This window comes from Acutalibacter caecimuris, assembly GCF_034335085.1.
Classification (GTDB): Bacteria; Bacillota; Clostridia; order Oscillospirales; family Acutalibacteraceae; genus Acutalibacter; species Acutalibacter caecimuris.
In genome coordinates this window covers 19,345-30,246 of sequence record NZ_JAWXXJ010000033.1, presented here as the reverse complement: position 1 = coordinate 30,246, position 10,902 = coordinate 19,345, and the positions used below count along the sequence as shown (strand labels likewise).

The 10,902-nt window shown below is 58.6% G+C and carries 8 protein-coding genes and 1 pseudogene; 7 read left to right on the top strand and 2 right to left on the bottom strand.

Annotated features, from left to right (window positions below; translation table 11 throughout):
* Positions 1–99: pseudogene (locus tag U8U01_RS15050) on the top strand (IS5/IS1182 family transposase); the annotation flags it as partial.
* Positions 100–930: 831 nt separating this feature from the next.
* Here the strand turns inward: U8U01_RS15050 and spo0A are convergent.
* Both spo0A and U8U01_RS15040 read right to left on the bottom strand, forming a co-directional pair.
* Complete coding sequence (gene spo0A, locus U8U01_RS15045) at positions 931–1,722, bottom strand: sporulation transcription factor Spo0A (RefSeq protein ID WP_322175950.1); 792 nt, start codon at positions 1,720–1,722, stop codon at positions 931–933.
* A gap of 432 nt (positions 1,723–2,154) precedes the next feature.
* Positions 2,155–3,906 (bottom strand): glycoside hydrolase family 2 protein, encoded by a 1,752-nt coding sequence (locus U8U01_RS15040; protein WP_322175947.1) that lies wholly within the window; start codon positions 3,904–3,906, stop codon positions 2,155–2,157.
* Between the two features lie 423 nt (positions 3,907–4,329).
* On the opposite strand from U8U01_RS15040, the gene U8U01_RS15035 reads away from it, so the two are divergent.
* From U8U01_RS15035 to U8U01_RS15010, 6 genes are all read left to right on the top strand, one after another.
* Positions 4,330–5,964: a class I adenylate-forming enzyme family protein gene (locus tag U8U01_RS15035; protein WP_322175944.1), complete on the top strand. Its 1,635-nt coding sequence runs from the start codon at positions 4,330–4,332 to the stop codon at positions 5,962–5,964.
* Between the two features lie 125 nt (positions 5,965–6,089).
* On the top strand, positions 6,090–6,389 hold the full coding sequence (locus U8U01_RS15030) for a Dabb family protein (protein ID WP_322175941.1): 300 nt from the start codon (positions 6,090–6,092) through the stop codon (positions 6,387–6,389).
* Positions 6,390–6,604: 215 nt separating this feature from the next.
* Positions 6,605–8,341, top strand: coding sequence for an indolepyruvate ferredoxin oxidoreductase subunit alpha (gene iorA, locus U8U01_RS15025; RefSeq protein WP_322175939.1), 1,737 nt, complete (start codon positions 6,605–6,607; stop codon positions 8,339–8,341).
* Entirely contained in the window at positions 8,341–8,913 is a 573-nt protein-coding gene (locus U8U01_RS15020; RefSeq protein WP_322175937.1) for an indolepyruvate oxidoreductase subunit beta, read from the top strand. The genes iorA and U8U01_RS15020 overlap by 1 nt, the downstream gene beginning before the upstream one ends.
* Before the next feature lie 232 nt (positions 8,914–9,145).
* Positions 9,146–10,447 carry a phenylacetate--CoA ligase family protein gene (locus tag U8U01_RS15015; RefSeq protein ID WP_322175935.1) on the top strand — a complete coding sequence of 434 codons (1,302 nt, stop codon included), beginning with the start codon at positions 9,146–9,148 and terminating at the stop codon, positions 10,445–10,447.
* A gap of 18 nt (positions 10,448–10,465) precedes the next feature.
* The gene (locus U8U01_RS15010; RefSeq protein WP_322175932.1) at positions 10,466–10,900 is read left to right on the top strand and encodes an ACT domain-containing protein; all 435 of its coding nucleotides are present in this window, start codon (positions 10,466–10,468) and stop codon (positions 10,898–10,900) included.
* Positions 10,901–10,902 lie beyond the last annotated feature (2 nt).

The following is a 10,902-nucleotide window of genomic DNA, read 5'->3' as shown; positions in this document are numbered from 1 at the left end:
TGGAGAGGTATTGCTACTCGTTATGCCAAAACCTCGGATGCTTTTATCGCCGCGGTACACGTCCGTTGTATCGCCATTTGGGCTGCTATCCGCACTTAATTCGTGTAGACACTATCTAATAAGAAAAAAGGAAAAATCAAAAACATTTCCTCATCCTCCCCCCAGTGGTTCCGGCCTGCGTCCCCCACAAGCGCACGTAAAAGTTTCGTCCACCTTTTCAAAGGTGGTGGGGATTCCAAAGGGGCAAAGCCCCTTTGGCCGCCGGAGGCCCCCATTGTGAAAGAAAAAGAAAAAACAAAATCATTTCGTCATCCCCCCACCCAGTGGTTCCAGCCGGCGTCCCCCACAAGCGCACGTAAAAGTTTCGTCCACCTTTTCAAAGGTGGTGGGGATTCCAAAGGGGCAAAGCCCCTTTGGCCGCCGGAGGCCAAAACCGTCATCCAAGACCCCTTAGAGATCGTGCCAATACCCTGGTAAGAACGGCGTAATATCTGCTGGATAACCCTGCAAGAACCCTGTAAGAAGCCCCCATAAGCGGGGGCTTTTTGCCGCCTGCTTGTAAAGGCAGGCAAGTTAACAGCCTTTCGGCGCCTGTAAAGCCCGCAGATTCCGTTCCCCAAAAAACGGCAAAAAAGAGGGGCGTCCATCAAAAAACGCCCCCCTTTTGCAGGGTACGACACAAAATATTGCGCCCGTTCACAATTTTTTCACAATAAACAGCCGTTTCCGTAGTTTTTTCGACATAGTTTGCGCACAATGGGTGGTATAATCGTCGCAGAAACACACAATATGAGAAAATAAGTCGAACAACGCCTGCTCCGTTTCCTCTACAGGTTGTATCCCATGGCCCGCCAGCCACAAGACATCCGTAAAGGCAAGCGCTTGTCGGGGCCTGGCCAAAACGCTGGCACGTTCTGGCAAGACCCCAGCTTATTTCCTCGAATGGCCCAAATCCGGGGCGGCGCCGGCGGCTGCCTGCAAGCAAAGTTTGTCAGAAATCATCGCGACAAACTCGCTATTTGTAGGCTTTCCGCGGGTATTATGTATCGTGTAGCCAAAATAAGAGTTCAACACGTCTACATCCCCCCGGTCCCAGGCCACCTCAATGGCATGGCGGATGGCCCTCTCCACCCTCGAACTGGTCGTGGCGTACCGCTTTGCCACATTGGGGTAAAGCTGTTTCGTTACCGCATTGATGATCTCCGGGTCCTCTATAGCCATAATGATAGCGTCCCGCAGGTAGTGGTACCCCTTGATATGGGCCGGCACACCGATCTGGTGCAGTATATCTGTCACCTTTACACGCAACTCCGGGTCCGCCGGGGGGGAATCAAAATGCTTGCCACGGCTGGAATACAAAGAAAATATCCGGTCTATCACCTCCTCCTTGTTGTACGGCATCAGTACGAAATAGGCAGCCCCTGCGGCCAGGACCTCTCGCTCCAGCATCGGCGTTGTATAAGAGGACGCCACCAGGAACATGGGCTTTTCCAGGCCTGCCTCCTGGTTTACGGCGTGCATAACGCCAATAGCATCCAGTTCGGGCATAAACAGTTCCATCAGCACCACGTTAGGGTGCTCCTGCCGGATACGTTGAAACAGCCGGGCGCCATCCCGCTCTTCGAACAGCGGCTCTGCCCCCTGGCGGCGCATTTTCTCCAACTGGGCATGATTCCATTCGCCATCTTCCGAACAAATCAGGACCTTTATTTGTTTATCCATAAGAAACCTCCTCCTTTTCGGTTATTATGTGAGTAAATCTTACCATAATTTTCCGCCCGGTTCAAGTCCCAAAACGAAAAAATCTTTTAGCCGACAAAATATTACACGGAAGAAATCCGTCGAATTTCGTCATTTTGAAATATTTCGACAGGTTTTCCCAAAATATTCTTAGTGAACTCGCTTATGATTTTATGGTGTTTTATTTCTTGATTTGAATATTATGTTTAAATTCTCATAAAAGAATTAACCACAAAAAACCCGCCCCAGCCTAGAAACAGGCTGGGACGGGTTTTGCGGCTACAAAGCCCCGGCAGTCCAGGGTTTGCCCTACCGGCTATGTTAAAGGCTGGATGTTTCCTACTCAAAAAGGAGGCGGGATCCTGGGGCCCTGTAACTTCCTACCTTTCCAGGTTTCCCCGGCCGTTTATCCGTTTAGCTGTTACGTTTCCTGAACTCCTCCAGCCCAGCCTTAGGCTTGCGGTCCATATCCAGCAAGCCGTTTACCTCCTGGAACACATCGGTTAACTGGGTGTAGCAGTACCCGCAGAACCCCGGCAGTTCCCTGGCTCCACCGGTAATGGCGCCAAAACGCTCCAACAGGGCGTCACTGTCGGCCACCGCGCCGTTATAGCCCCAGTTTTCGCCCCCAGCATCCTTTGCCATGGCAATGCCGCCAAATTCGCTGAAAATCTTCGGCTTGCCCCAGTGCCCGTAGCCTTGGGCCGTGATCAATTTCCCACTGGGGGCACCGTTTAGCACCTGATCCTCGCTGCCGTAGCCTTTCAAATCCTGGGGCCAAGCAGTGTAGTCGTGCACGGTGACGATGTCCGTTTCCGCCTGCTCCCAGCCGTCGTTACCGGAAACCAGCCGGGTACCATCCAGGCAGTGCACCATATGGTACAGGCAGTCGTTCAGCCGCTGGGCCTCCCGCTGGCTCTGGATGGCCGGCACGCCCCAAGATTCATTCAGTGGCGTCCAGACAATGATGGAGGGGTGGTTGTAATCCCGGCGTATGGCCTCCGAGAGATCCCGCATCAAATTGCGTTTCTCGCTGTCCCGCAGCCAGTAGGCGCTGGGCAGTTCGCTCCACACCAGCAGGCCCAGCTTGTCCGCCCAGTACAGGTAGATGGGGTCCTCAAACTTCTGATGTTTCCGCGCCCCGTTATAGCCCATCGCCAGGGTGAGCTCCACATCCTTTTTCAGGGCCTCGGCGCTGGGGGCGGTCAGCAGGCCGTCGGGCCAGTAGCCCTGATCCAGGATCAGCCGCTGGTAAAGGGGGGAGTTGTTCAGGGTGATCTTATCCCCGCAAGTTTCCACCTTGCGCAGGCCAAAGTAGGTTTCCACCCGGTCGATGACCTGCCCCTGCTCCAGTGTTTCAATGGTCAAGTCATACAGGCAGGGGTTGCCTGGCCACCACAGGTGCAAACCGCTGATCTCCTCATCGTGCCGCAAAAACAGGACGGTGCGCACAAAGCGGTCGGTTGTAAAGCTGATCTCTTGCCGGGCGGCCACCTTCCCCGCAAAAGAGGCCGTTAGCCGCACAGCGCCGTTTGCAGGCAGTTCATTCAAGCTGACCTCCACGTTAAGGGCGCCGTTTTCCACATCCGGGGTCAGGCGGAAGTCCTGGGGGTAATAGTCCCCTACGCCCTCAATCCACACGCTTTGCCACAGGCCGGTCACAGGGGTATACCAGCAGGCAAAAGGCTCCGGGCGGTAGCTTTGCTTGCCCCTTGGCTGGTCGAAGTCCAGCCGGTCCTCACAGCGCACGGCAAGGGTATGCTGGCCGGGGCCGCACTGGTCGGTTATATCAAAGGTAAAGCTGGCATAGCCGCCCTCGTGGCTGCCCAGGAACTGGCCGTCCAGCCAGACTTCCGCCTTATAATCGGCTGCGCCAAAGTGCAGCAGCCTGCGCCCGGAAAGCAACCCTTCCGGCAAGGCAAAAGCCCGCCTGTACCATACCGTGTCGCAGTGCTCCTGGCTGTTGATGCCGGAAAGCTCGCTCTGGTAGGGGAAGGGGACCTCTATCTGCAAGCCGCCTTCCCAAGCGCTGCCGGCTGCATACCATTTTTCCCGCTTGCCGCAGTTTTCCCTGTCAAAGGCAAAGTCCCACTGGCCGTTCAACGTCATCCAATTCTCCCGTACCCGGTCCGGCCGGGGGTACTCTGCGCGAATGGGTGTTGACATCCTCTATCACTATCCTTTCCCACCTGCTGAAATTTTATTCCGAACTCTACCCATAGTCTACCAAGTTTCCCGCACGCCGTCAATGGCTTTTGAACAATAAAAAGAAACTTTTTTTGCAGCCTCTCCTGCCTGCCTGGCTGGACATCCTCCCACAGCCAGGCTGTGTCCACAAAGAAGAGTTTATAACGAAATTTTGGCCTCTGGCAGCTTAGGGGCTTTGCCCCTAAGAACCCCACCACCTTTGAAAAGTTGGACGAAACTTTTACTATTTGTTCGTTTGTTCGCTGAAACCTCGCCTTTTAAACTCTTTGCTTTGGCCACACCCCCACAGCCACAAGACCTTGACTTCAAGACCGAAATACGGTATAATATGTAGTATTCTGCTGCCGCAGTAAACGGTGCATTTACTAAGGAGTGATCCATATGCCCATCACCGACCTGCTGGAGCGTAACGCCAAGCTTTATGGCGGCGAAACCGCTCTGGTAGAGATCAACCCCCAGGTCCAGGAGGCCCCCCGCGTCACCTGGCGGGAATATGAGCTTATCCAGCCCGGCGGCCCCACCCCCTACCGGCGGGAGATCACCTGGTCTGTTTTTGACGAAAAGGCCAACCGGGCCGCCAACCTGCTGCTAAGCCGGGGCATCGGCAAGGGCCAAAAGGTGGCTTTGTTGATGATGAACTGCCTGGAGTGGCTCCCGGTTTACTTTGGTATATTGAAGGCGGGGGCCATTGCCGTGCCCCTAAACTTCCGCTACACTGCCCAGGAAATAGAGTACTGCCTGAAACTGGCCGACGCGGACATCCTCTTTTTTGGCCCGGAGTTTATTGGCCGCATAGAGGAGATTGCCCCTGCCATCGGCCGGGAACGGCTGCTGTTCTTTGTGGGCGAGGCCTGCCCCAGCTTTGCCGAGGATTACCACCTGGCCGCGGCCAACTGCTCCAGCGTGCCCCCAAAGGTACTTATCGATGACGAGGATGAGGCGGCCATCTACTACTCCTCCGGCACTACGGGGTTCCCAAAAGCCATCCTGCTGCGGCACGCGGCGCTGATGCAGTCTGCCCGCATGGAGGCCGCCCACCACGAAACCACCCATGGCGATGTATTTTTGTGCATCCCGCCCCTGTACCACACCGGCGCGAAAATGCACTGGTTTGGCTCCCTGTTCACCGGGGGCAAGGCCGTGCTGCTAAAAGGGAACTCGCCAGAGGCCGTCTTACAGGCAGTGTCGGCAGAGGGCTGCACCATTGTCTGGCTGCTGGTGCCCTGGGCCCAGGACATTCTGGCCGCCCTGGACCGGGGCGATTTTAAGCTGGAGGACTACCGCCTGGCCCAGTGGCGGCTGATGCATATCGGCGCCCAGCCCGTGCCCCCCAGTCTGGTCAAGCACTGGTGGCGGTACTTCCCCCACCACAAGTACGACACCAACTACGGCCTCTCTGAATCCACCGGCCCCGGCTGCGTGCACCTGGGGCTGGACCACCCGGACAAGGTGGGCGCCATCGGCGTGCCCGGCCTGGGCTGGAAGGTGAAGATTGTGGATGACCAGGGCCAACCCGTACCCCAGGGGGAAGTGGGCGAGCTGTGCGTCAAGGGCGGCGGCGTGATGGTGTGCTATTATCACGATGAAAAGGCCACCGCCGAAACCCTACAGGATGGCTGGCTACATACCGGCGACATGGCCCGGCAGGACGAGGACGGTTTTATCTTCCTGGTGGACCGGAAGAAGGATGTGATCATCTCCGGCGGCGAAAACCTGTACCCGGTGCAGATCGAGGCTTTTTTGGCCGGGCATCCCAAAATCCACGACGTGGCCGTTATCGGCCTGCCCGACCCACGGCTGGGGGAAATCGCCACGGCCATTATCCAGGTTAAAGAGGGCACGGCCTGCACCCAGGAGGAAGTCATGGACTTCTGCCAGGACTTGCCCCGTTATAAGCGGCCCCGCAAGATCATCTTTGCCCCGGTGCCCCGCAACGCCACCGGTAAGATCGAAAAGCCCCGCCTGCGGGAACAATACTGCGGCGTGCGGCTGGTAGAGGCCCAGAACCAGGGCTAGCCGGAGGATCCTTGAGGCTTTTGCGCCGGCGCTGGCTGCTAAAAGGGAGCGGCTGTACACTTTTATAGCGATTGAATGGGGCCGGTAAGCATACCGGCGCCTGACTTTGAGGGAGGATACTTTATATGATACGGCATATTTGTATGTTTACGCTGAAAGAGGACGGTAAAGAGGCACATATCGCCGAGTTCCTCGTCCGGGGGAAGGAACTGGCTAAGCTGCCCCAGATCCGCGCCGCACAGGTGGTGCGCAATGCCCCCGGCACCCCCAACGCCAACTACGACGTAGCGCTGATCTTCGACTTTGACAGCGTGGAAAAACTGAACGAGTACCAGGTTTCCCCTACCCATGTGGCCTTTGGGCAGTTTGTGGGCGCCATCCGCATAGACCGCGCCTGCATCGACTACGAGATACCAACCCTGTAAGCAGGCTTGCCTATAGGGGGCACGCCCCCGCTCTGCTCTTCGGCTGCGTTTTGCAAAAAACCCTTGCCGGCGGTATGAGAGCGCCCTAAAAACGGAAAGCGTTCCGTTTTACCGTCTGCCCTGGCCGCACAGGGGCCCATAAGGGCTCAAAGGCTTTTAAAGGCCCTTACTTAGCCGAAGGCGACCTTAAAAAACCTTGGAGGTACACATCAACCATGAAAAAGCTGATATTAGGCAACGCGGCAGTAGCCCGCGGGCTGTATGAGGCGGGCTGCGGGGTGGCGTCCAGCTACCCAGGCACGCCCAGCACAGAGATTACAGAGGAGGCGGCCAAGTTCCCGGAAATCTACTGCGAGTGGGCGCCCAACGAGAAGGTGGCGCTGGAAACGGCCTTTGGGGCGTCGCTGGCAGGCAAGCGGGCTTTTTGCGCCATGAAACACGTGGGCCTGAACGTGGCCGCAGACCCCCTGTTCACCATGAGTTACACCGGGGTGAACGCCGGGCTGGTGATCACGGTGGCCGACGACCCGGCCATGCACTCCTCCCAAAACGAGCAGGATTCCCGCCACTACGCCCGGGCCGCCAAGCTACCCATGCTGGAGCCCTCGGATTCCGCCGAGGCCCTGGCCTTTACCAAGCTGGCCTATGAACTCTCTGAGCAGTTTGACACCCCGGTGCTGCTGAAAATGTGCACCCGGGTGGCCCACTCCCAGTCTGTGGCAGAACTCTCCCAACGGGTGGAGACGGCGGTGAAACCCTATGAAAAAAATGCGCAGAAATATGTCATGGCCCCTGCCAATGCCGTGCGCCGCCACCCTGTGGTAGAGCAGCGGCTATTGGATCTGGCCCAGTGGGCCGAAACCGCGGCTATCAACCGCCAGGAGGCGGGGCGTGACCACGCCCTGGGCATCATCACCGGCAGCACCAGCTACCAGTATGTAAAAGAGGCCTGCGGCGATACATACCCTGTGCTTAAACTGGGCATGGCTTGGCCGCTACCCACAAAACTTATCCAGGACTTTGCCGCCGGGGTGGACCGGCTGGTGGTGGTGGAAGAGGGCGACCCCTTCCTGGAAGGTTTCTGCCGGGGGTTGGGGCTGCGCCTCTCCGGCAAGGAACTCTTCCCCTTGGCCGGGGAGTTGAGCCAGAATATCATCGCCCAAAAACTGGGGCTGCCCGTGCCCACAGGCACGACCCTGGGGGAGGAACTGCCCGGCCGTCCACCGGTAATGTGCGCCGGCTGCCCCCACCGGGGGCTGTTCTATGCCCTTAGCCGCCTGCACTGCACGGTGCTGGGGGATATCGGCTGCTATACCCTGGGGGCCATGCCCCCCCTCTCCGCTATGGATATGACCTTGTGCATGGGGGCTTCCGTCAGCGGGCTGCACGGCTTTAATAAGGCCCTGGGGGTCGAAAGCGAAGGCAAAACCGTGGCTGTCATCGGCGATTCCACCTTTGTGCACTCCGGCATGACCGGCCTTGCCAACGTGGCTTATAACCAGTCCAACTCCACCGTGATCATCCTGGACAACTCCATCACCGGCATGACCGGCCACCAGCAGAACCCCACCACCGGCTTTAACCTGCGGGGGGATCCGGCAGGGAAGATCGACCTGGAGGCCCTATGCCGTGCTATGGGCATCCGGCGGGTACGGGTGGTAGACCCCTATGACCTGGCTGCCTGCCAGGCCGCCATCAAAGAGGAATTGGCTGCGGATGAGCCCTCGGTGGTCATCTCCCGCCGGCCCTGCGCCCTGCTGAAGTCCGTGCCCCGCCTGCCAGCCCTTGTGGCCGACCCGGCCCACTGCCGGGGCTGCAAGGCCTGCATGAAGATCGGCTGCCCGGCCATTTCCATCCGGGAGGGTAAGGCTGTTATTGACAGCGCCCAATGCACAGGCTGCGGGGTGTGTGCCCAACTGTGTGGCTTTAACGCGTTAAAGGAGGCGGAATAATGGACACCAAGAACATCATGATCGTGGGCGTAGGCGGACAGGGCTCCCTGCTGGCCAGCAAGCTGCTGGGGCACCTGCTGATGGGCCAGGGCTTTGACGTGAAGGTCAGCGAGGTGCACGGCATGAGCCAGCGGGGCGGCAGCGTAGTCACCTATGTGCGCTACGGTGAAAAAGTGGCCTCGCCGGTAATCGACAAAGGACAGGCAGACGCCATTGTTTCCTTTGAGCTGCTGGAGGCGGCCCGGTGGATGGAGTACCTGAAACCCGGCGGGCGCATTGTCACCAACACCCAGCAGATCGACCCCATGCCGGTGATCACCGGCGCGGCAGCCTACCCACAGGGGCTTTTGGAAAAAATGACCGCCGCCGGGGCGAAGGTAGACGCCCTGGACTGCCTGGCGCTGGCCGAGCAGGCCGGGAACCTGCGGGCCGTGAACCTGGTGCTGCTGGGCCGGCTCAGCCATTACTTCGGTTTTTCGGAAACCGCCTGGCAGGAGGCCATTGAGAGCTGTGTGCCTCCAAAATTCCTGGAGGTAAACCAAAATGCCTTCGCCCTAGGCCAACGCGCCTGAGCGCCGGAAAGGGGAACCCCCCATGTGCTTTCTCCACTTGGGTGATGGGCTTTATCCCGGAGGCGGTGCAGGCCGCGTTTTAGTTGCCGGAAAACTGGGCACCGGTGAGCCTGCTGCTGATGGGCTACCCCGCCCAGGACACGGCGCCCTCGTCCATGCACACGGGAAGAAAACCCTTGGAGGAAACCGTAACCGGCCTGTAAGCCCTACCATCTAGAAAGGACTGAGTAACATGGAACGCTACTATCAACCGGAAATCGAATGCGCCCCCCGGGAGCAGATCAAGGCCCTGCAGGACCAGCGCCTGGTGGAGCAGGTCCAGCACGTGTGGGGCAACGTGCCCTATTACCGGAAAAAAATGGTGGAAAAGGGCCTGACCCCCGCTGACATCCAATCCTCGGATGACCTGCACAAGCTGCCCTTCCTCACCAAAGCCGACCTGCGGGACGCCTACCCCTACGGCCTGCTGGGCGTGCCCCTCAAGGACTGCGTGCGCATCCAGTCCACATCGGGCACCACGGGCAAGCGGGTGGTGGCCTTCTACACCCAGGCGGATATTGACCTGTGGGAAGATTGCTGCGCCCGGGCTATCATGGCCGCCGGGGGCACCAACGAGGATGTATGCCAGGTCAGCTACGGGTATGGCCTGTTCACCGGGGGGCCGGGGCTCAATGGCGGCTCCCATAAGGTGGGCTGCCTGACCATCCCCACCAGTTCCGGCAACACCGAGCGGCAGATCATGTTCATCCGGGACCTGTCCGCCACCATCCTGTGCTGCACCCCCTCCTATGCCGCTTACATCGGCGAAACCATGAAGGAAATGGGCCTCTCCCCCGACGAGATCCCCCTGAAAGCCGGCATCTTCGGGGCCGAGGCCTGGAGCCAGGAAATGCGCCGGGATATTGAGGAAACCCTTGGCATCAAAGCCTATGACATCTACGGCCTCACGGAACTCTCCGGCCCCGGCGTGTCCTTTGAGTGCTCGGCCCAAACCGGGATGCACATCAACGAGGACCACTTCATCGCGGAGATCATTGACCCGGACACCGGCGAGGTGCTGCCCGAAGGCTCCCAGGGGGAACTGGTATTCACATCCATTACCAAAAAGGCTTTCCCTCTGCTGCGCTACCGCACCCGCGATATCTGCACCCTTAACCGGGAGCCCTGCCCCTGCGGCCGCACCCATGTGAAGATGCAGAAACCCCAGGGCCGCACAGACGATATGCTGATCATCCGGGGCGTCAACGTGTTCCCGTCCCAGATCGAAACGGTGCTGCTAAGCCACGGCTACCCGGCCAACTACCAGATCATTGTGGACCGGGTAAAGAACACCGACACCCTGGACGTACAGGTGGAGATGACCCCGGAGATGTTCACCGACAACCTGGGCGACGTGGCCGCCCGGCAGAAGGAACTGGTAGAGGGCCTGCGCTCTATGCTGGGGCTGACAGCCAAGGTAACGCTGGTGGCGCCTAAATCCATTGTGCGCAGCGAGGGCAAGGCTGTGCGCATCATCGACAAGCGGAAGATTTGATACAGGGAGGGAACACCTATGACAGTCAACCAGATTTCGGTGTTTTTAGAGAACAAGCCCGGCACGCTGACCACTATGACCGGGCTGCTGGCCGAAAGCGGCGTGGATATGCGGGCGCTTTCTTTGGCGGAAACCAATGACTTTGGCATTGTGCGCATTATTGTGGACGACGTGTATAAAGCCACCACCGTCCTTAAAGACGGCGGGTTTATCCATCAGTTGACTCCGGTGCTGGCTGTGCTGATCCCCGACGAACCCGGCGGCCTGCACAAGGTGCTGGAGGTACTGCGGGAAGCCGCCGTAAACGTGGAGTATATGTATGCCTTTTTGGGTGGCGGCGACGTAGACCACGCCTATATGATCTTCCGGGTGCAGGACACAAAGGCAGCGGGTACGGCCTTGGCCGCCCGGGGCATCAAGCTGGTGAACCAGGAAAGCATTGCCGAGCTGTAAGG

Bases quoted from the DNA above. Each gene is read 5' to 3' on its own strand.
- spo0A (WP_322175950.1), bottom strand. From the start codon at position 1,722: ATGGATAAACAAATAAAGGTCCTGATTTGTTCGGAAGATGGCGAATGG.
- U8U01_RS15040 (WP_322175947.1), bottom strand. From the start codon at position 3,906: ATGTCAACACCCATTCGCGCAGAGTACCCCCGGCCGGACCGGGTACGG.
- U8U01_RS15035 (WP_322175944.1), top strand. From the start codon at position 4,330: ATGCCCATCACCGACCTGCTGGAGCGTAACGCCAAGCTTTATGGCGGC.
- U8U01_RS15030 (WP_322175941.1), top strand. From the start codon at position 6,090: ATGATACGGCATATTTGTATGTTTACGCTGAAAGAGGACGGTAAAGAG.
- iorA (WP_322175939.1), top strand. From the start codon at position 6,605: ATGAAAAAGCTGATATTAGGCAACGCGGCAGTAGCCCGCGGGCTGTAT.
- U8U01_RS15020 (WP_322175937.1), top strand. From the start codon at position 8,341: ATGGACACCAAGAACATCATGATCGTGGGCGTAGGCGGACAGGGCTCC.
- U8U01_RS15015 (WP_322175935.1), top strand. From the start codon at position 9,146: ATGGAACGCTACTATCAACCGGAAATCGAATGCGCCCCCCGGGAGCAG.
- U8U01_RS15010 (WP_322175932.1), top strand. From the start codon at position 10,466: ATGACAGTCAACCAGATTTCGGTGTTTTTAGAGAACAAGCCCGGCACG.